Origin of the sequence: Mitsuaria sp. BK037, assembly GCF_014193045.1 — a bacterium.
GTDB lineage: Bacteria > Pseudomonadota > Gammaproteobacteria > Burkholderiales > Burkholderiaceae_C > Roseateles.
Genome location: NZ_JACHYS010000004.1, coordinates 685,265 through 705,670 on the forward strand (window position 1 = coordinate 685,265; position 20,406 = coordinate 705,670).

Sequence of the window (20,406 nt, forward strand, 5' to 3'; positions counted from 1 at the left end):
AGCCATGCGGACCCTGCGCAACTTCACCATCCGGACGCGCCTCATGGCGCTGGGACTCCTGTCGGTCCTCGCGATGCTGCTGATCGGCGGCGACGGGCTTTGGGCGATGGCCCGCACCAAGCAGGACTTCCAGCATTACGTGCGGCAGGACGTCGAGTCGCTGGTGCAGCTCTCGGAAGTGCGTGCCGGTGTCGGCAACCTGCGCCGCTACGAGAAGGACATGCTGATCAACATCGGCGACGACGCCGCGGTGAAGCGTTATCACGAGGAGTGGCGCAAGACCTTCGAGGGCGTCCTGCGCAGCCTGGACGTGATCGCGGGGCTGGAGATCCTGCCCGAGATCAAGGCGATGCCGCCGGCGATGAAGGCCTCGCTGGGCAACTACCGGAACGGCCTGGACGGCATCGTGGCGCGCATCCTGAAGCAGGAGTTCGTCGACTCGGCCGAGGCCAACCGGCAGACGGAGCCGATCAAGGGGCCGGTCCGGGAGATGGACAAGCAGCTCGGCGAGATGACGCAGGCCATCATGGCCCGCGGCAACCAGGAGGTGCAGCGCATCGACGGCGAGGAGACCCGCGTGCGCATGGCGCTGGGCGGCGTGATGCTGCTCGGCGTCGTGGTCATCGGCACCTTCACCTTCTTCAACATCGCGTCCATCCTGATGCCGCTGGCGCAGGCGGTCAGCTCCACCGAACGCATCGCCCGCCAGGACCTGAGCGAGCGCGTGGACGTGCACGGCACCGACGAGACCGCCGCGATGATGCGCGGCGTGCAGGGCATGCAGCACTCGATCCGCCACGTGGTTAGCGGGGTGCGCAGCGCCACGGACAGCATCGCGACGGCGTCGCGCGAGGTCGCGGCCGGCGCGCACGACCTCAGCCATCGCACCGAGCAGGCGGCCTCCAACCTGCAGGAGACCGCGTCGGCGATGGAGGAGCTGACGGCCAGCGTGCAGCACAACGCCGACTCGGCCCGGCAGGCCGACCAGCTGGCCGAGGAAGCCGCCGGCGCGGCCGACCGCGGCGTCAGCGTGGTGGGCGAGGTGGTGGCGACGATGGGCCGGATCAGCGCCTCGTCGGCGCGCATCGGCCACATCATCGGCACCATCGACGGCATCGCCTTCCAGACCAACATCCTGGCGCTGAACGCGGCGGTGGAGTCCGCGCGCGCCGGCGAGCAGGGCCGCGGCTTCGCCGTCGTGGCCGGGGAGGTCCGCACGCTGGCCCAGCGCAGCGCCGAGGCGGCCAAGGAGATCAAGCAGCTGATCACCGCCAGCGGCGAAAGCGTCGCCAGCGGCTCGGCCCTGGTGGAGCGCGCCGGGCAGACGATGAACGAGATCTCCGAGTCGATCACGCGGGTGTCGCGCATCGTGGCCGAGATCAGCCACGCGACCGTCGAGCAGAGCGGCGGGATCAACCAGATCGGCACCGCGATCTCGCAGTTGGACCAGATGACGCAGCAGAACGCGGCGCTGGTCGAGGAATCCGCCGCCGCGGCGCAGAGCCTGCAGCACCAGGCGGATGCGCTGTCGCAGTCGGTGGCGGTGTTCAAGCTCTCCTGAGGAGCGTGACTTCCGTCCGGGAGGAGTGCACGCTCCACCCGGTTTAGAGCGCCGCGTCGCCCGGCGCCGGCATGCGGGCTGCTAGGCTTTTCGCTTCGATCCAATCGTCGGGAAAACATGCAGTCTCTGCGCAATTACACGATCCGGACCCGCCTGCTGGGACTGGGCCTCCTGTCGGTCCTGGCGCTCCTGCTGATCGGGGGCGCCGGCCTCTGGGCCATGGGCAGCACGCGGTCCGAGTTCCAGCAGTACGTCGCCCAGGACGTGGGCTCGCTGACCCAGCTCTCCGAGGTGCGCGCCGGCATCGGCAACCTGCGCCGCTTCGAGAAGGACATGCTGATCAACATCGGCGACGACGGCACCGTCAAGCAGGCCCAGGCCGACTGGCAGAAGACCTATGCCGGCGTGATCCGCAGCCTGGACGCGCTGGCCGCGATGGAGACCGGCGCCCAGACCGCCGCCATGCCGCCGAAGCTGAAGCAGGCGCTGCAGGCCTACAAGACCGGCGTGGACGACATCGCCAAGCGCATCCTGAACGCCGATTTCGTCGATGCCGCCGAGGCCAACCGCTCCACCGACGTCATCAAGGCGCCGGTGCAGGCGATGGACAGCGGCGTGGCCGAGATGACCCGGGCCATCCTGCAGCACGGCGAGGACGAAGTGGCGCGCCTGAGCACGCGCGAACGCGCGGTGCGCGGCGCGCTCGGCGTGGTGCTGCTGATCGGCGTGGTGCTGATCGGCCTGCTGACCGTGCTGAACATCCGTTCCATCCTGGCGCCGCTCGCGCAGGCGGTGGACACCACCGAACGCATCGCCCGCAAGGACCTGAGCGAGCCGGTGACCGTGCAGGGCGCCGACGAGACGACCGCGATGGCGCGCGGCGTGCAGGGCATGCAGGACGCGCTGCGCGAGGTCGTCGGCGGCGTGCGCAGCGCCACCGACAGCATCGCCACCGCGTCGCGCGAGGTCGCGGCCGGCGCGCACGACCTGAGCCAGCGCACCGAGCAGGCGGCCTCCAACCTGCAGGCGACGGCCTCCGCGATGGGACAGCTGACCGCCAGCGTGCAGCACAACGCGGCCTCGGCCGGCGAGGCCAAGGCGCTGGCCGAGCAGGCCGCCGACGTCGCCGGCCGCGGCGTCAGCGTGGTCGGCGAGGTGGTGCAGACGATGGGGCGCATCAGCGCCTCGTCGGCGCGCATCGGCGACATCATCGGCACCATCGACGGCATCGCCTTCCAGACCAACATCCTGGCGCTGAACGCCGCGGTGGAGGCCGCGCGCGCGGGCGAGCAGGGCCGCGGCTTCGCGGTGGTGGCGAGCGAGGTGCGCTCGCTGGCGCAGCGCAGCGCCGAGGCCGCCAAGGAGATCAAGCAGCTGATCACCGCCAGCGGCGAGAGCGTCGCCAGCGGCGCGGCGCTGGTGGAGCGCGCGGGCGAGACGATCAACGAGATCTCCGACTCCATCACCCGCGTGTCGCGCATCGTGGCCGAGATCAGCCATGCGACCGCCGAGCAGAGCGGCGGCATCAACCAGATCGGCTCGGCGATCGCGCAGCTGGACCAGATGACGCAGCAGAACGCCGCGCTGGTCGAGGAATCCGCCGCCGCGGCGCAGAGCCTGCAGCATCAGGCGGATGCGCTGTCGCAGTCGGTGGCCGTCTTCAAGCTGGGCTGACAGGGCCCGGCGGCGCCCCGCCGGCTCAGACCCCCATCACCTGCACGCGGTTGCGGCCGGCGTGCTTGGCCGCGTACAGCGCCTGGTCGGCAGTCTCCACCAGCATCGCGGCCTTCGCGGGCGGCTCCCCGGCCGCCAGGCCGATGGACACCGTGACGCGCAGGTCCGGCGCGAGCTCGCCCCACGCGTGGTTCGCGATCGCGCCGCGCAGGCGCTCGCAGATCTCCTGGCCGCGCTCGGCCGGGACGCCGACGAAGACCAGCATGAACTCCTCGCCGCCGACCCGCGCCAGCAGGTCGGCGCTGCGCAGCTGCCGCCGCAGCACCTGCGCCACCTTCTGCAGCGCCTGGTCGCCGACGCCGTGCCCGAAGGCATCGTTGACCTGCTTGAAGTGGTCGATGTCCAGCAGCCCCAGCGCGATCGGCTTGTGCTCCTGCCGCGCCCGCTCGAGCAGCAGCGGCAGCGCGAACTCGGCGTGACGCCGGTTGTTGAGGCCGGTCAGCGCGTCTTCATGGGCCATGCGGCCGAGCTCCGCGGCCTCGCGTCGCAGGCGCTGCTGCTCCTGCTCGGCCAGCTCGGCCCGCTCGCGCTCGCGACGCGCGTCCTGCATCGCATGCTCGGCCCGCGCCTGGGCCTGCTCGAATTCCTGCCGGATCAGCATCGCCTCGGTCTGCAGCGCCATCGCGCTGCGGGCCGTCTGGCGCTCCAGCGACGACAGCAACTCGTGCGCCGCCAGCGCCCGCGCCGCATCGCCGCGCAGCTTGCAGGCCCGATAGATGGCCAGCGCGAGCTGCCGCCGCAGGCGCGTGGGCAATGCCTGCGGCGCCTGTTGGCCGACCAGGTCCTGCAGCGTCGCCAGCGCCGGCAGCGCGTCGGTCGCGCCGGCGCCGTCGTCGCGCTTGAGCTGCAGCAGCGCCCGCTGCGCGCGCGCCTGCAGCACCATGCCGGCGTAGCCGTGGCGCTGCGCCAGCCGCTCGTATTCGTCGGCGATGAGCAGCGCGTCGTCGATCGCGCCGGTGCCCAGCTGCAGCTCGACCAGGTTGGACAGCGACACCACGACCAGGAAGGGATTGCCTTCCTCCCGCACCAGGTCGGCGGCGCGCACCGCGTAGGGCTCGGCCTGGGCCAGCGCCTCGGCGGCCGAGCGCCGGTCCTCGTCACGGATCGCCTCCGCGTGCGCCTGCAGCCAGAAATGCGCCAGGTTGTTCAGGCAGGACAGCAGCAGTTCGCGCTCGCCGGCGGCCTGCTGCTGGGCGATCTCCAGCGCCTGCAGCGTGTGCTGGCAGGCCTGCTCGACCTGGTCGGTCACCGCGAAGGCCACCGCCAGCCGGTTCAGCGCCCAGGCTTCGCGCGCCGGATCCTGCGCGCGCCGCGCCGCGGCCAGGCCTTGCCAGCCGGCCTGCATCGCGTCCCGCCCCATCTGGAACTGCGCGTAGATGTAGCAGAGCTCGGTCAGCGCCTGCGCGGTCCATTCGTCCTGGTCGGGGCCGTCGATCAGCCGCACCAGCGCCACCGCCTCGCTGGCGCGTCGCAGCGCCGCGGGCAGGTCGCCCTGGCGGGGCAGGTTGTGGGCGATCAGGATCAGCGCCCGTGCGCGCTCCCGCACCGAATCGGCCGCCACCAGCGCCAGTTCCAGCGCATCGGTCGCGTCGCGGTAGGCGCCGCGGCGGCTCAGGTGCAGGGCTCGGGCCAGTTCGCGCTGGAACAAGGCGACTCCTCCTTCGGCGATGCGGACGACCGGAAGACCTCAGCATTGGTCGGCGCACATCGCACGTCAATCGCGGCTGGCCCCAGTGGACGATGGATACAGTCGCGGGCATGCGAAAAGTCTCGAAAGCGCCGGTCCCTGCCGCCGCGCCAACCCCGCCCGTCGCTGCCCCCGCATCGATGGTTGCGGTACCGGCCGCGCGCGTCCTGGTCGGCGTGGACTTCAGCAGCGCGCCGACGGCCCGCAAGCCGATCCGGCTGGCCTTCGGGCATCGCCGCGGCGCGGTCGTGAAGCTGGAGCGGCAGGAGGCGCTCCCGTCGCTGGACGCCTTCGCGGCCTGGCTGGCGGCGCCGGGGTCGTGGCTGGGCGGCTTCGACCTGCCGTTCGGCCTGCCGCGCGAGCTGGTCGAGACGCTGGGTTGGCCCACCGAGTGGGCCCCGCTGATCGCGCATTACGCGAGCCTGTCGCGCGCGGAGATCCGCGACACCTTCGCCGCCTTCTGCGATGCCCGTCCGGCGGGCCGCAAGTTCGCGCACCGCGCCTGCGACGCGCCGGCCGGCTCGTCGCCGAGCATGAAGTGGGTGAATCCGCCTGTGGCCTACATGCTGCACGCGGGCGTGCCCCGGCTGGTGGCCGCGGGCGTGCATCTGCCGGGGCTGCATGCGGGCGACCCGTCGCGCGTGGCGCTGGAGGCGTATCCCGGGCTGCTCGCACGCGAGCTGATCGGCCAGCGCAGCTACAAGAGCGACGACCGCGCCAAGCACACGCCCGAGCGCCTGATCGCCCGCAAGGACCTGATCGAGGCGCTGGAGCAGGGCCGCACGCGGCTGGGCCTGCGGCTCAAGCTCAGCCACGCGCAGCGCGACGAACTCGCCGATGACGGCAGCGGCGACAAGCTCGACGCGGTGCTGTGCCTGATGCAGGCGGCCTGGGCCGATGCGCGGGCGGGCTACGGCCAGCCCGCCGGCATGGACCCGCTCGAAGGCTGGATCGTCTGTGCTTGAATCGGGATCGCCCGGCGAGGCGCCCGGCTCCCCCACGCGATGACAAGGAAGATCCCATGACGCCAGTCGATGTTCCCGAGGCGCAAGCGCCGCTGCAAACACCGCCGCAGGTGCCGTTGCAGGTCGCCGTGATGGGCGCCGGCGCGGTGGGCTGCTTTTTCGGCGGCATGCTGGCGCGCGCCGGCCATGACGTGACGCTGATCGGGCGTCCGGCCCACGTGGCGGCGGTCCGCGATCACGGCTTGCGCATGGAGACGCGGATGTTCGACGAGCAGGTCCGCCTGCGCGCCGATACCGAGCCCGCCGCCGCCCGCGGCGCGCAGCTGGTGCTGTTCTGCGTGAAGTCGACCGACACGGTGTCGGCGGCGCAGGCGCTGGCGCCGCATCTCGGCGCGGACACGCTGCTGCTGTCGATGCAGAACGGCGTCGACAACGCCGAGCGGCTGCGCGAAACCGTGCCGCAGCCGGTATCCGCGGCGGTGGTGTACGTCGCGACGGAGATGGCCGGGCCCGGCCATGTGAAGCACCACGGCCGCGGTGAGCTGGTGATCGAGCCCGCACCCGGTGCCGAGCGCGCCGCGCAGGCGCTGGTGGCGGCCGGCGTGCCGGTCGACGTCTCGGACAACGTGCGCGGCGCGCTGTGGTCCAAGCTGCTGATCAACTGCGCCTACAACGCGCTGTCCGCGCTGACGCAGCAGCCTTACGGCGAGCTGGTGAAGGGGGAGGGTGTCTGGACGGTGATGGACCAGCTCGTCGACGAGGGCCTGGCGGTGGCGGCGGCCGACGGCGTCACCCTGCTGGGGGACGTCCGTCAGGCGGTGCGCAAGATCGCGGAGACGATGCCGGGCCAGTTCTCCTCGACCGCCCAGGACCTGGCCCGCGGCAAGCCGACCGAGATCGATCACCTGAACGGATTCCTGGTCCGGCGCGGGGAGGCGCTGGGCGTGCCCACGCCGGCCAACCGCGTGCTGCACACGCTGGTCCATCTGGCGGAGCTCAGCCGCGACTGACTGGCGGCCGACCCCAGGCCGCGGTGGAAGCCGTCCCCAACGTGAAGAAGCCGGGACGAGCCCGGCTTCGTGACGGTGGCCGGCGCGCGGCCTGGCCCTCAAGGGACGGTGCCCGGGGCGCGCTTCACTTGCGCATCAGCGTCGACTTGCCGAACAGTGACTCGACCAGGTCCACCGCCACCAGCGCGGTCTTGTTGCGCACGTCCAGCGCCGGGTTGAGCTCCATGATGTCCAGCGACGCCAGCCGGCCGGTGTCCGCGATCATCTCCATGCAGAGCTGGGCCTCGCGGTAGGTCGGTCCCCCCGGGATGGTGGTGCCGACGCCGGGCGCGACGTCCGGGTCCAGGAAGTCCACGTCGAAGCTGACATGCAGGTGGGTGTTGGCGTCCATCGTGGCCAGCGCCAGCTCCATCGTGTGGCGCATGCCCATCTCGTCGATGTAGCGCATGTCGAAGACTTCCAGGCCGACCTCGTGGACGAAGCGTTTCTCGCCGGGGTCGACGCTGCGGATGCCGATCTGACGGATCCACTTCGGATCGATCGCGGGGACCTTGCCGCCGATCTGGATCAGCTCCTGCGGGCCGTAGCCGCACAGGCAGGCGACCGGCATGCCGTGGATGTTGCCGCTGGGCGTGAGCTGGCTGGTGTTGAAGTCGGCATGGGCGTCCAGCCACAGCACGCGCAGCTTCTTGCCGGTGTCGCGGCAGTGGTGCGCCACCGCCGCGATCGAGCCCAGCCCCAGGCAGTGGTCGCCGCCGAGCAGGATGGGCATGCGGCCGGCGCCCAGTTCGGCGTAGACCGCGTCGTGCACCGCCTGGTTCCAGGCGGTGACCTCGTCCAGGTGTCGGTAGCCGGCGGTCGGCGGCTGCCAGGGGTTGGACGGGCCGGTGAGGTTGCCGCAGTCCTTGACCTCGACGCCATGTGCCCGCAGCGCCTCGGCCAGGCCGGCCACCCGCAGGGCCTCCGGCCCCATGCTGGCGCCTCGGGCGCCGGCCCCCACGTCGGTGGGGGCGCCGATCAGGCTCACGTGTCGTGCTGCGGTCATGGTCCAACCTCTCTTGCTTTGGGATGCCCCCGGAAGGGCGGATCAGGTGCCGTCGCCCCCGCTGCCGTTGCCGTTCGCGGGCGAGCCGATGTCGTATTCCTTCATCAGCAGCGCCCAGGCCTCGTCGGCGGTCTCGACGTAGTGGAAGAGCTGCTCGTCGCCCGGGCTGATCATGCCGGTGTCGATCAGCAGCTCGAAGTCGATCAGGCGCGACCAGAAGTCGCGTCCGAACAGCAGGATGGGGCGACGGCGGCACTTGCCGGTCTGGATCAGCGTCAGCGTCTCGAAGAGCTCGTCCAGCGTGCCGTAGCCGCCAGGGAAGGCCGCCAGCGCCACCGACCGGATCAGGAAGTGCATCTTGCGCAGCCCGAAGTAGTGGAAGCGGAAGCAGAGCTCCGGCGTGATGTACTGGTTGGGCCGCTGCTCGTGCGGCAGCACGATGTTCAGGCCGATGCTGCGGCCGCCGGCCTCGTGCGCGCCGCGGTTGCCGGCTTCCATGATGCCGGGACCGCCGCCGGTGACGACGTACAGCGGATGCGCGAAGTCCTTGGTGTGCTCGGTGATCAGGCGCGCGAACCTGCGCGCTTCCTCGTAGTAGCCGCTCATCACCAGACGGCGCTCGGCGCGTTGCAGCGCGGCCTCGTCCTTGGCGGCGCGCGCGGCCTCGACCGCCGCCTGCGCGGACTCGCGGTCGGCGATGCGCGCGCTGCCGAAGATCACCACCGTCGACTGGATGTCCAGCTCCTGCTGGATCAGCTCCGGTTTCAGCAGCTCGAGCTGCATGCGCACCGGGCGCAGCTCGGGGCGGAGCAGGAAGTCGGTGTCGGTGAACGCCAGCTGGTAGGCGCTGGGGGGATTGGCGTCGAACGCGGCGTCGAAGGCCGCTTGTTGCGCGGCCTCCTCCTGCGCGGAGGGGAAGTTGCGGGCGGTGAGTTTGTCGCTTCTGATCATGATTCGATGGCCCGGGAGCTTACGGGCGTTGCCACTTAATTTCTGTTCGTCTCGCGCGGCGGCGCAGCGGCGTGGACGACGGTTTGTTGCGCGCGCTCAGCGGTCGCCGCAGCACGGGCAGCGCGGGTCGCGCGCGACCTGCAGGTCGGTCCATTCCATCCGCCGCGCATCCAGCATCAGCAGCCGGCCCGGCAGCGCCGAGCCCATGCCGGTGAGCAGCTTGAGCGCCTCGGCCGCCTGCATGCTGCCGATGATCCCGACCAGCGGCGCGAACACGCCCATCACCGCGCAGCGCTGCTCTTCCGGCGGCTGGTCCGCCGGGAACAGGCAGGCGTAGCAGGGGAAGCGCCGCTCGCGGCTGTCGTAGACGCTCAGCTGCGCGTCGAAGCCCAGCGCGGCGCCCGAGACCAGCGGCTTGCCGTGCTTGACGCAGGCCGCGTTGACGAGGTGGCGGGTGGGGAAGTTGTCGGTGCAGTCCAGCACCACGTCGGCCTGCGGCACGAGCGTGTCCAGCAGCGCGGCGTCGGCGCGCTCGGTGATCGCGCGCACGCGCGGTTCGGGATTGATGGCGGCGATGCCGGCGGCGGCCGATTCGGCCTTGGGCTGGTCCACCCGCGCCAGGCTGTGCGCGATCTGGCGCTGCAGGTTGGTCACGTCGACGCGGTCATGGTCGACCAGCGTGATGCGCCCGACGCCCGCCGTGCCCAGGAACAGCGCCGCCGGCGAGCCCAGGCCGCCGGCGCCGATCACCAGCGCATGCGCGTCCAGCAGGCGCTGCTGGCCCTCGACGCCGATGTCGTCCAGCAGGATGTGGCGCGAGTAGCGCAGCAGTTGGTCGTCATCCATGGTTCATTCCGGCGGGGTCTCGTCGCTGGTCTGCGGCTGGCGCAGGCCCACCTGCAGCGGCAGCTTGAGCAGCTCCTTGCCGCGCTGCACCGCGATCACCGTCTGGCTCTCGGGCCGCAGCGCCGCCACCACGTTGACCAGTTCCCGCGGCGAGCGCACCGCCTGGCCGCCAACCGCGGTGACGACGTCGCCCGCCTCCAGGCCGGCCTTCGCGGCGGGGCTGGCCTTGAAGACTTCCTTGACCAGCACGCCGTGATCGACGGCCAGCTTGAGCGTGTCGACGACCTCCGGATTGACGTCGCCGGTGATGACGCCGAGCCAGCCGCGCGAGACCTTGCCGTCCTTCACCAGCGCCTCCAGCACCTGGTAGGCGGAGTCCACCGGGATCGCGAAGCCGATGCCCAGGCTGCCGCCGCCGGTGCGCGAGTAGATCGCGGTGTTGATGCCCACCAGCCGCCCCTGCACGTCCACCAGCGCGCCGCCGGAGTTGCCGGGGTTGATGGCGGCGTCGGTCTGGATGAAGTTCTCGAAGGTGCTCAGGCCCAGCTGCGTGCGGCCCAGCGCGCTGACGATGCCGGAGGTGACCGTCTGGCCGACGTTGAAGGGATTGCCGATCGCCAGCACCACGTCGCCGACCTGCAGCTCGCCGGCCTTGCCGGGATGGATCACCGGCAGCGGCGGCGGCAGCGTGATGCGCAGGACGGCCAGGTCGGTCTCCGGATCGGTGCCGACCAGGCGCGCCGCGGTGTCGCGGCCATCGGCCAGCTGGACCCGGATCTCGGTGGCGCCGGAGACGACATGGTTGTTGGTCAGCACGTAGCCGTCCGGCGAGACGATCACGCCCGAGCCCAGGCCGGTCTGCGGCCGCTGCTGCTGCGGCAGCCGCTTGCCGAAATGGAAGCGCAGCCAGGGGTCGGCGTCGATCTCGCGCTGGCTGGGCGCGGGCTTGTTGGCGAGCACCGCGACGACCGCGGGCGAGGCCGCCTGCGCCGCGGCGGCGAAGCTGAACTGGACCGCCGCGCGCGGCGGGGCGCCGGCGGCGGCCGGCAGCGTGGGCACAACCTTGGGCGCCTCGTGCAGCCATTCCGGCTTGAGCGTCGACACGACGAAGTAGCCGGCCAGCGCCACCGTGGTGGCCTGGGAGAAAATCAGCCAGGTTTGACGCAAGAGAGATCCTGTCATGGCACATCGCACGGAGCTGGAGCGGCTGCTCGCCGCCACGCTGGAGCCCACGCGGTTCAAGGATTATGGGCCGAACGGTCTGCAGGTCGAGGGCCGCGACCAGATCCGGCAACTGGTGTGCGGGGTCACCGCCAGCCTCGCGCTGATCGACGCCGCCATCGAGGCCGGCGCCGATGCGATCCTGGTCCACCACGGCCTGTTCTGGCGCGGCCAGGACGGCCGCGTCACCGGCTGGATGAAGCAGCGACTGGCCCGGCTGCTGACGCATGAGATCAACCTGTTCGCCTACCACCTGCCGCTGGATGCGCATCCGGAACTCGGCAACAACGCGCAACTGGCGAAACACCTGGGCTGGGCCGCCGACGGCCGTTTCGGCGAGCAGGACCTGGGCTGCGTCGGCGCTTTGCCGGCGGCGCTGGACACGCTCGATGCGCTGACCGCCCACGTCGGCGAGCGGCTGGGCCGCGCCACCGTGCAGGCGGCCGGCGACGGTCGCGCGCTGCGGCGCGTGGCCTGGTGCACCGGCGGCGCGCAAGGCTACTTCGAGGCCGCCATCGCCGCCGGCGCCGATGTCTTCATCACCGGCGAGATCTCCGAGCCGCAGGCCCATTACGCCGCCGAGACCGGCGTGGCCTTCATCGCGGCCGGCCACCATGCGACCGAGCGCTACGGCGTGCAGGCCCTGGGGCGGCAGGTGTCGGAGCAGCTCGGCCTGCACTACCGCTTCATCGACATCCCCAATCCCGCATGAACCGGCCGTCCACTTCGCCCGCGAGCCCGCGCCCGCTGCTGCTGACGATGGGCGACGCCTGCGGCATCGGGCCCGAGATCGCCGTCGCCGCCTGGGCCCGCGACCGCGGCGCGGACCTGCGCCTGGTGGGTGACGTCGCGGTCTTCCGGCGCGCCGTCGGCATCCTGGGCCTGGACCTGCCGGTGGCGGTGCTCGAGCGGGCCGACGATCTCGCGCCGCCCGATTGCCTGCCGGTCTGGCAGCCGCCGGGCCTGCCCGCGGACCTGGTCGACCAGCCGCTGGGCCGCGTCAGCGCGGCGGCGGGCGCGGCGGCGGCGCGCTGCATCGTCGCGGCGGTGCATGAGCAGCAGGCCGGCCGCTCGCGCGCGCTGGTCACGGCGCCCATCCACAAGGAAGCGCTGCATGCCGGCGGCATCGACCATCCCGGCCACACCGAGCTGCTGCAGGCGCTCTGCGCCGACGCGCAAGGGCAACTGCCGCCGGTGCGCATGATGCTGGCCAACGAGGAACTGCGGGTGGTGCTGGTGACCATCCATGTGGCCCTGCGCCAGGCGGTCGACCAGATCACGACGGGGCGAGTGCTGCAGACCCTGCGCATCACCGACGCCGCGCTGCGCCGCGCCGGCCTGGACGCGCCGCGCATCGCCGTGGCGGGCCTGAATCCGCACGCCGGCGAGGGCGGCCTGTTCGGCACCGAGGAGATCGAGCACATCGCGCCGGCGATCGCGCAGGCGCGGACGCTGGGCATCGATGCCCACGGACCGTTCGCGCCGGACACGGTGTTCATGCGCGCGCGCCACGCGCCGCCGCGGCACGTCGGTGAGTTCGATGCGGTCGTGGCGATGACCCACGACCAGGGGCTGATTCCGGTGAAGTACCTGGGCGTGGAGGAGGGCGTCAACGTGACCCTGGGCCTGCCGCTGGTGCGGACCAGCCCGGACCACGGCACCGCCTTCGACATCGCCGGCACCGGCCGCGCGGATCCGTCCAGCATGGCCGCGGCGATCCGCATGGCGCGCGCGATGTCGGCCTGAGCGGCGTCCTCGTCGCTCCGTGGCCCGCTCCCCCTCAGGAGGGAGCGGGCCACGGTGGAACTGCCTTCGGGCCGCGCCCATAATCCCCGCCATCCAAATCAACAGGGGGAGCCAGATGGAGATCGGAAAGACGAGGCGACCGCAGTGGCTGGCCGCGTTGGCGCTGGCCGGCGTGATGCAGTTCGGCGCGCTGGGCACGGCGGCGGCGCAGGAGGTCAATCAGGCGCTGAACGTCTGGTTCGACGTGCTGTTCGATGAGAACGGCCAGGTCAAGGAGATCACGCCGGTCGACGAGGCGTCGCAGTCGCCCGGCTTCTGGAAGCAGATGACGGCCCGGCTGCAGAAGGCCAAGATCCCGCCGCGCCAGGAGGAGGGCCGCAACGCCACCTTCCGCACCGGCGTCGTGCTCTACCTGGCCGTGGACAAGGAGAAGTCGACGGTCGGCATCCGTTCGATGCAGCTGATGCCCATCCCCACCAAGCTCTACTACGCGGCCTACCCGGACGACGCGGCGGCGCTGGCGGGCTGGGAAGGCGAGATCCGGATGGTGTGCCGTGTCGGCGTCGACGGGACCTGCGTGGAGTCGACGGTCGAGATGCCCGCGGGCATGCCGCAGTCGCTGAAGCGATATGGCCGGACCTCGATGGCGCAGTGGCGCTTCAAGCCGCAGGAAGTGAACGGCAAGCCGGTCGAGGGCGAGTATGTGGTGCCGTTGAGATTCCGGACCGAGGACAACATGCCGGTCGATTTCCGCGACCCGCGCAAGCTGTGAGCTGAGGGGCCGGCCGGGACGATCGGCGGTGGGGCCGGCGCCTCAGGTCGCCTTGGCGCCCAGCGCCGCCAGCTGCTGCCGCGCGCGCGCCGTGGCGCGCTCCAGCAGGTAGGCATGCTCGAAGGCGCGCAGCCGTTCCGCTTCGCAGAGCTTGCGCAGCATCCGCGCCGTCATCGTCAGCGTCTCCTGGTGCTTGCTGCCGTGGGTGAAGATGAAGAAGCTGCGGGTCGCGCTGATGTGGGCGAGCCGCACCTTGATCCAATCGCCGTCGCGGTGCATCCGGTAGGCCGTGCCGATCTGCAGGTGGTCGATCAGCAGCTCACCGGCCGGGGGCGACGGGTCTTCCTCGGCCGCGGGCAGACCATCGATGCTGATGTCCACCGCCTGCAGCGGTTGCTGTTCGTCGGCGCCCAGGTCCAGGTCGATGTCGACATGGCCGTCCCAGTCGACGTGCTCCTCCTGCACCAGGCCGAGTCTCTCGGCTTCCTCCTCGGACAGCTTCTCGCTCAGGTCCAGGTCCAGCGGCGCCGCGCTGGGGGCGGGCAGGTCCTGCTCGCGCGGCGGGGCCATGCCGAACACGGCCTCCAGCTGCTTGGCCAGCAGGTTGTACTCGAGCGGGCTGAGCGCCTGGCCCTTGAGCGAATCGGCGTGCGCCGGCAGCAGTTCGGCGAAGAACTTCTTGCGCTCGGGTTCGGGCCAGCGGATCAGGTCCAGGCCTTCGTTGAGCGTGCGCATCAGCACCGGCAGCGAGGCCAGGAAGGCCTGGCGCTGCTGCGGCGTGGTCTTGGGCTGCACCGACAGCACCAGGTCGCGGCCCATCTGGCGCAGCCGGTCGACCAGGGCGGCGTCCAGGTCGGGGTGCCGCGACGCATGCACCAGCACCTCGCTCCAGGTCTGGGTGAGGAAGTCGCGCAGGAAGTCCCGCATGTCGACGTTCGCCATCGCCTGCTGCAGCTGCTGCATGTAGCGGCGCTGCAGGCGCAGCTCGGTCTCCTTGCGCTCGAGCAGCGCGGCCGCGTCGCCCTGGGCCTTGAGGGCCTCGGAGGTCTGGTCCTCGATGAACTGCTCGAGCTGGACCAGCTTGGACTCGTAGAGGTCCATGCGGTCGAAGTCGCCGCTGACGACGTCCTGGACCAGTTCGCGCACCAGCGCGAGGAAGGACTTGCCGGGGTCGTCGGTGAAATCGTCGTAGGCGGCCGCCAGGGTCGCGATGCGGTTGACCAGGCGGCGCACCGGATGCCGGCGCGAGGAGAAGAAGGAGCGGTCGCCCAGCGCCGCGCGCAGCACCGGCAGCTGCAGCCGGGCGATCTGCTGCGCCATCAGCGGCGGCAGCTTGGCGTCGGACAGGATCTGGTCGAACAGGCCGGCCACGACGTCGATCACCATGTGGTCGAGCGAGCCGTTGGCCGCCTGCCGCAGTTCGTCGCGATGCAGGTGGATCAGGTTGGGCGGCAGCACCAGCGGCGCGCCCTCGACATAGGCGCCGGCGTCGCCCTCCCAGCCTTGCCACTGGCTGTTGGTCGGCAGGCTGCCGCCGGTGGTCGGACCGCCGAGGCCGGCCGAGGGCGTCTGCGCCAGCCGGCGCAGCAGTTCCATCAGTTGGGGATCCACCCCACCGCCAAAACCGCCGCCGAAGCCGCCGGCATGGGCGCCGCTGCCGCTGGCCGGATAACCGCCATGGCCGCTGCCCTGGAAACCGCCGGCCATGCTGTGCAGGCCGCCGGCGCGACTGCCTTGCAAGGGGTGGAGCGCGCCGGGCATCGTCGCGTAGCGGCTGTCGTGCAGCGGCACGCCCGAGGTGGTGGCGCCCTGCATCGAATGGCCGCTGCGCACGGCGCCCGCGGTCGCCCGCACGCGCAGGTCCTGCGGGCGCAGGCCGCGGCTGCGGAACAGGCCCGCGATGTCGGCGTAGCAGGCGCGCATCTCCAGCGAGAGCGCGCGGGTGAGCTCGTCGACCAGCACCTGGCGGGTGTCGGCGTCGTCGGTGACGGCGTTGACCCCCTCGATCAGCGCCTGGGCGATCGCCTGCGGGCGCAGCGGGTGACGGTCCTCGGCCACGCCGGGAATGTCGCCCATGTAGGAATTGACCTCGCGCAGCTCCCACTCGCTCTGGTGGCCGAGGGCCAGGCCGATCCGGTCGGTGGCGACCATGGTGTTGACCTGGTCGTCGTCCATCAGCGAGAGCTCGTCCCACTGCGTCACCTTGGGCGCGGCACGCGACGTGCCCGCCGCGGCGCCGCCCGGCGACGGTGTATCGGCGGCCTGCTGTCGCATGGACTGGTCGAAGCGCTGAGAGAACAGCGCCTGATGCTTGCGGAAGATGAATTGCGCGGACAGCAGCGCGTCCCGCCGCTTCGCCTGTCCGGAGGACAGTGCGGCGAGACCCATACCTTCGGCGCCGCGCTCGGCGGCTTGTTCCGCCGCCAGGCGCACGCGCTGCAGCGCCGCGTCGACGTGGGGATTCAGACGGTTCATCGAAGCTTCAGGCACATTGTGGTGACCACACCACATGATAAGTATCGGCGATGACCATCCCACCTCCGGGTGGGGCTCACCCGGCTTGTGCGCAAAAGGTGACGATTGATGAAAGCTTTACGCTTTGTCACGTCTCAGCGCGTCGCGGATCTCGCGAAGCAGCTGGATGTCTTCCGGCGGCGCCGCCGGCTCGGCCGGGGCGGCGGGGGTGTCGCGCTTCAGGCGGTTCACCTGCTTCACCATCACGAAGATGATGAAGGCCAGGATGATGAAGTTCAGCAGCACCGTCAGGAAGTTGCCGTAGGCGAAGAGCGGGACGCCGGCCTTGGTGAGCGCCTCGTAGGTCATGGGACCGGTGTAGTTGGCCGGCGGGTCCGACAGGAGGATGAAGTAGCTGCTGAAGTCCAGCCCGCCGACCGCCTTGCCGATGATCGGCATGATCAGGTCCTTGACCACGGAGTCCACGATCTTGCCGAAGGCGGCGCCGATGATCACGCCGACGGCGAGGTCCATGACGTTGCCCTTGACGGCGAACTCACGGAATTCGGTCAAAAAACCCATCGCTTGCTCCTTGTGCTCCACGTGTGCGAAGGCGCCCACTACCAAGCGCTTTCCCGGGTGGCCCTCCGCCTCCGGGCAAGCATCCTAACGGCGTTTGCGCCACGACCGATGTCAACGTGGTGCACCGATGCACATCGGTAGAGCGCCTAGGGGCGGCCCGGAACTTTCTTACCTAGAATCGTTGGTTGCCCCTGATCAGAAGTTCCCTGTAAGGACCCTCATGAGTGACCCACAAGTGGACCAAGGCAAGCGCACCTGGCTGATCGCCACCGGCTGCGCGGGAGCAGTAGGCGGCGTGGCCACCGCCGTCCCGTTCGTCAGTACCTTCGCTCCCAGCGAGCGGGCCAAGGCGGCCGGCGCCGCCGTTGAAGTGGACATCGGCGGACTCGCCCCGGGTCAGAAGCTGACCGTCGAATGGCGCGGCAAGCCGGTGTGGATCGTCCACCGGACCAAGGAGCAGCTGGACGCGCTCAAGTCCAACGACCCGGACCTCGCCGATCCGCAGTCGGACCGCAAGGCCTTCCCCATCCCCGAGTACGCCAAGAACGAGTGGCGCTCGCGCAAGCCCGAGTATCTGGTCGTCGTCGGCATCTGCAGCCACCTGGGCTGCTCGCCCAGCGACAAGTTCCAGTCGGGGCCGCAGCCCTCGCTCCCGGACAACTGGCACGGCGGCTTCCTCTGCCCCTGCCACGGCTCGACCTTCGACATGGCCGGCCGCGTCTTCAAGAACAAGCCTGCCCCCGACAACCTCGAGGTGCCCCCCTACACATTCCTGTCGGACACCAAGCTGTTGATCGGTGAAGACAAGCAGGCCTAACCCGGAGCGAGATTCACGACATGGCTGAATTCAAGGAAGCACCCGCCGGCGCTCCGATGGGCGTCCGGCTCATGACCTGGGTGGACAACCGGTTCCCGGCGTCCAAGCTCTACAAGGAGCACATGTCGGAGTACTACGCTCCGAAGAACTTCAACTGGTGGTACATCTTCGGCTCGCTGGCGCTGCTGGTGCTGGTGATCCAGATCGTCACCGGGATCTTCCTGGTGATGCACTACAAGCCCGACTCGGCGCTGGCCTTCGCGTCGGTCGAGTACATCATGCGGGACGTCCCCTGGGGCTGGCTGATCCGCTACATGCACTCGACGGGCGCCTCGGCGTTCTTCGTCGTGGTCTACCTGCACATGTTCCGCGGGCTGCTGTACGGCTCCTACAGAAAGCCGCGCGAGCTGGTCTGGATCTTCGGCTGCGCGATCTTCCTGTGCCTGATGGCCGAGGCCTTCATGGGCTACCTGCTCCCCTGGGGACAGATGTCCTACTGGGGCGCGCAGGTGATCGTGAACCTGTTCGCGGCCGTGCCCTTCGTCGGCAACGACCTGGCGCTGCTGATCCGCGGCGACTACGTCGTCGGCGATGCCACGCTGAACCGCTTCTTCAGCTTCCACGTGATCGCCGTGCCGCTGGTGCTGCTGGGCCTGGTGGTGGCGCACATCATCGCGTTGCACGAGGTGGGCTCGAACAATCCGGACGGCGTGGAGATCAAGGCCAAGAAGGGGCCGGACGGCCGCCCGCTCGACGGCATCCCGTTCCATCCGTACTACACGGTGCATGACATCTTCGGCGTCGGCCTCTTCCTGATGGCCTTCTCCGCGGTGATCTTCTTCGCGCCGGAACTGGGCGGCTACTTCCTCGAGTACAACAACTTCATCCCCGCCGACCCGCTGAAGACGCCGCCGCACATCGCGCCGGTCTGGTACTTCACGCCGTTCTACTCGATGCTGCGCGCCACCACCGACGTGATGGTCCAGGTGCTGTGCGGCGTGATCGGGATCTCCGCGGTCATCACGCTGCTGCGCGGCGGGCTGTCGACGCTGGGCAAGGGGATCGTGGTCGTGGGCGCGGTCGTGGGCATCGCGCTGCTGCTGACCTTCGACGCCAAGTTCTGGGGCGTCGTCGTGATGGGCGGCGCGGTCATCATCCTGTTCTTCCTGCCCTGGCTGGACCACAGCCCGGTCAAGTCGATCCGCTACCGGCCCGACTGGCACAAGTATCTCTATGGAATCTTCGTGCTGCTGTTCCTCGTGCTGGGCTACCTGGGCGTGAAGCCGCCGTCGGATGCGGGAACGATCGTGTCGCAGATCGGCACGCTGTACTACTTCGGCTTCTTCCTGCTGATGCCGTGGTGGAGCAGGGCCGGCCAGTTCAAGCCGGTGCCCGATCGCGTCACGTATCACCCGCACTGAACCGCCAACGTCACGGAGTCGAACGAATGAAGAAAATCATCGCCACGCTGCTGACGTCGCTGTGCCTAGGCGCGGGCCTGACGTCGACGGCGCTCGCGTCGGAGGGCGGGATCGAGTGGGACCGCTTCCCGACGCAGAAGATGAACGACCTGGCCGCGCTGCAGAACGGCGCCAAGCTCTTCGTCAACTACTGCCTGAACTGCCATAGCGCGAACTTCATGCGCTACAACCGGCTCAAGGACATCGGCCTGACCGACGAGCAGATCAAGGGCAACCTGCTGTTCGCCGGGGAGAAGGTGGGCGAGACGATGAAGGTCTCGCTGGACCCGAAGCAGGCGAAGGACTGGTTCGGCGCGACGCCGCCCGACCTGACCGTGATCGCCCGATCGAGGGCCGACGGTGCCAAGGGAACGGGGGCGGATTACCTGTATACCTACCTCAGAAAGTACTACCGGGACGAAACCAAGGCCACGGGATGGAATAATCTCGCCTTCCCCAGCGTGGCGATGCCGCACGTGCTGTGGGAACTCCAGGGCGTCCGCACCGCCAGGTTCGAAGAGGAAAAGGACCCGCACGACCACGGCAAGGTCGTGCATGTCTTCAAGGGCTTCGAACAGGTCACGCCCGGGACGATGACACCGCAGCAGTACGACGAGTCCATCGCCGACCTGGTCGCCTACCTCCAATGGATGGGCGAACCGGCGCAGGGACTGCGTTTCCGGCTCGGCATCATCGTGGTGCTGTTCCTGCTGGGGTTCACCGTGTTCGCCTGGCGCTTGAACGCTTCCTTCTGGAAGGACGTCAAGTAAGTCCCGATGGCTCGGCCGCTGGCCGGGCCCTCAAGCGCAGTGGGGCGCCGAAGAGGCTCCCACTGCGTTGTCGTTTGTTTGTTTGGTCTTTGACCACGCCGGCCCTTGGCTGGTGTTGTTGTTAGAAAACGAGGACGCCGAGAGGCGTCGATCAGGAGTCCACTGCCATGATGGTGCTTTATTCCGGAACCACTTGCCCCTACTCGCACCGTTGCCGGTTCGTGCTGTTCGAGAAGGGCATGGACTTCGAGATCCGTGATGTCGACCTCTTCGCCAAGCCCGAGGACATCGCGCTGATGAACCCGTACAACGAGGTGCCCATCCTCGTCGAACGCGACCTCATCCTGTACGAGTCGCACATCATCAACGAGTACATCGACGAGCGCTTCCCGCATCCGCAGCTGATGCCTGGCGACCCGGTGGCCCGCGCCCGCGTGCGCCTGTTCCTGTTCAACTTCGAGAAGGAACTGTTCGCCCACGTCAACGTGCTGGAGAACCGCGGCCAGTCGGTCAAGCCGACCGAGAAGCAGCTGGAGAAGGCGCGTTCGCAGATCCGCGACCGCCTGACGCAGCTGGCGCCGATCTTCCTGAAGAACAAGTACATGCTGGGCGACGACTTCTCGATGCTGGACGTCGCGATCGCGCCGCTGCTGTGGCGCCTGGACTACTACGGCATCGACATGTCGAAGAACGCGGTGCCGCTGCTGAAGTATGCGGAGCGGATCTTCTCGCGTCCGGCCTACATCGAGGCGCTGACGCCGTCCGAGAAGGTGATGCGCAAGTAA

18 protein-coding genes are annotated in these 20,406 nt (G+C 69.8%); 11 read left to right on the top strand and 7 right to left on the bottom strand.

The window, feature by feature from the left end:
• Window positions 1–4: 4 nt before the first annotated feature.
• Together FHT37_RS25750 and FHT37_RS24005 are read left to right on the top strand one after the other, a co-directional pair.
• Entirely contained in the window at window positions 5–1,561 is a 1,557-nt protein-coding gene (locus FHT37_RS25750; protein WP_183485427.1) for a methyl-accepting chemotaxis protein, read from the top strand.
• Window positions 1,562–1,678: 117 nt separating this feature from the next.
• Window positions 1,679–3,235 (top strand): methyl-accepting chemotaxis protein, encoded by a 1,557-nt coding sequence (locus tag FHT37_RS24005; RefSeq protein WP_183485430.1) that lies wholly within the window; start codon window positions 1,679–1,681, stop codon window positions 3,233–3,235.
• A gap of 25 nt (window positions 3,236–3,260) precedes the next feature.
• On the opposite strand, the gene FHT37_RS24010 is transcribed toward FHT37_RS24005, so the two are convergent.
• Complete coding sequence (locus FHT37_RS24010) at window positions 3,261–4,943, bottom strand: diguanylate cyclase (protein ID WP_183485445.1); 1,683 nt, start codon at window positions 4,941–4,943, stop codon at window positions 3,261–3,263.
• A 179-nt stretch (window positions 4,944–5,122) separates the two neighbouring features.
• On the opposite strand from FHT37_RS24010, the gene FHT37_RS24015 reads away from it, so the two are divergent.
• Both FHT37_RS24015 and FHT37_RS24020 read left to right on the top strand, forming a co-directional pair.
• A complete protein-coding gene (locus FHT37_RS24015; protein WP_183485448.1) occupies window positions 5,123–5,947 on the top strand; it encodes a DUF429 domain-containing protein in 825 nt (274 codons plus the stop codon).
• A gap of 116 nt (window positions 5,948–6,063) precedes the next feature.
• Window positions 6,064–6,957 carry a ketopantoate reductase family protein gene (locus FHT37_RS24020; RefSeq protein WP_183485775.1) on the top strand — a complete coding sequence of 298 codons (894 nt, stop codon included), beginning with the start codon at window positions 6,064–6,066 and terminating at the stop codon, window positions 6,955–6,957.
• Window positions 6,958–7,081: 124 nt separating this feature from the next.
• Here FHT37_RS24020 and rocF read toward each other — a convergent pair whose 3' ends face one another.
• The 4 genes from rocF to FHT37_RS24040 form a co-directional block, all read right to left on the bottom strand.
• Window positions 7,082–8,002 (bottom strand): arginase, encoded by a 921-nt coding sequence (gene rocF, locus FHT37_RS24025; RefSeq protein ID WP_091721709.1) that lies wholly within the window; start codon window positions 8,000–8,002, stop codon window positions 7,082–7,084.
• Window positions 8,003–8,044: 42 nt separating this feature from the next.
• A complete protein-coding gene (locus FHT37_RS24030; protein ID WP_091721713.1) occupies window positions 8,045–8,953 on the bottom strand; it encodes an LOG family protein in 909 nt (302 codons plus the stop codon).
• A 96-nt stretch (window positions 8,954–9,049) separates the two neighbouring features.
• Complete coding sequence (locus FHT37_RS24035) at window positions 9,050–9,799, bottom strand: HesA/MoeB/ThiF family protein (protein ID WP_183485451.1); 750 nt, start codon at window positions 9,797–9,799, stop codon at window positions 9,050–9,052.
• 3 nt (window positions 9,800–9,802) lie between these two features.
• Window positions 9,803–10,966, bottom strand: coding sequence for a trypsin-like peptidase domain-containing protein (locus tag FHT37_RS24040; RefSeq protein WP_183485454.1), 1,164 nt, complete (start codon window positions 10,964–10,966; stop codon window positions 9,803–9,805).
• Between the two features lie 13 nt (window positions 10,967–10,979).
• Between FHT37_RS24040 and FHT37_RS24045 the strand changes: the two genes are divergently transcribed.
• The 3 genes from FHT37_RS24045 to FHT37_RS24055 all read left to right on the top strand — a co-directional run bounded on the left by FHT37_RS24045 (window position 10,980) and on the right by FHT37_RS24055 (window position 13,538).
• Complete coding sequence (locus FHT37_RS24045) at window positions 10,980–11,732, top strand: Nif3-like dinuclear metal center hexameric protein (RefSeq protein WP_091721727.1); 753 nt, start codon at window positions 10,980–10,982, stop codon at window positions 11,730–11,732.
• Window positions 11,729–12,766 carry a 4-hydroxythreonine-4-phosphate dehydrogenase PdxA gene (gene pdxA, locus FHT37_RS24050; RefSeq protein WP_183485457.1) on the top strand — a complete coding sequence of 346 codons (1,038 nt, stop codon included), beginning with the start codon at window positions 11,729–11,731 and terminating at the stop codon, window positions 12,764–12,766. Before FHT37_RS24045 ends, pdxA begins: the two co-directional genes overlap by 4 nt.
• Window positions 12,767–12,881: 115 nt before the next feature.
• Complete coding sequence (locus FHT37_RS24055; RefSeq protein ID WP_183485460.1) at window positions 12,882–13,538, top strand: energy transducer TonB; 657 nt, start codon at window positions 12,882–12,884, stop codon at window positions 13,536–13,538.
• A gap of 42 nt (window positions 13,539–13,580) precedes the next feature.
• Here FHT37_RS24055 and FHT37_RS24060 read toward each other — a convergent pair whose 3' ends face one another.
• Window positions 13,581–16,013 (bottom strand): DUF1631 family protein, encoded by a 2,433-nt coding sequence (locus FHT37_RS24060; protein ID WP_255489956.1) that lies wholly within the window; start codon window positions 16,011–16,013, stop codon window positions 13,581–13,583.
• A gap of 117 nt (window positions 16,014–16,130) precedes the next feature.
• Window positions 16,131–16,574, bottom strand: a complete 444-nt coding sequence (gene mscL, locus FHT37_RS24065) for a large conductance mechanosensitive channel protein MscL (protein WP_091721743.1) — start codon at window positions 16,572–16,574, stop codon at window positions 16,131–16,133.
• A 220-nt stretch (window positions 16,575–16,794) separates the two neighbouring features.
• Here mscL and petA point away from each other — a divergent pair, with 220 nt between their 5' ends.
• The 4 genes from petA to FHT37_RS24085 all read left to right on the top strand — a co-directional run bounded on the left by petA (window position 16,795) and on the right by FHT37_RS24085 (window position 20,406).
• On the top strand, window positions 16,795–17,391 hold the full coding sequence (petA, locus tag FHT37_RS24070) for a ubiquinol-cytochrome c reductase iron-sulfur subunit (protein ID WP_091721747.1): 597 nt from the start codon (window positions 16,795–16,797) through the stop codon (window positions 17,389–17,391).
• A gap of 20 nt (window positions 17,392–17,411) precedes the next feature.
• A complete protein-coding gene (locus tag FHT37_RS24075) occupies window positions 17,412–18,812 on the top strand; it encodes a cytochrome bc complex cytochrome b subunit (RefSeq protein WP_091721750.1) in 1,401 nt (466 codons plus the stop codon).
• Between the two features lie 26 nt (window positions 18,813–18,838).
• Complete coding sequence (locus FHT37_RS24080; protein WP_091721753.1) at window positions 18,839–19,621, top strand: cytochrome c1; 783 nt, start codon at window positions 18,839–18,841, stop codon at window positions 19,619–19,621.
• A gap of 167 nt (window positions 19,622–19,788) precedes the next feature.
• Entirely contained in the window at window positions 19,789–20,406 is a 618-nt protein-coding gene (locus FHT37_RS24085) for a glutathione S-transferase N-terminal domain-containing protein (RefSeq protein WP_091721758.1), read from the top strand.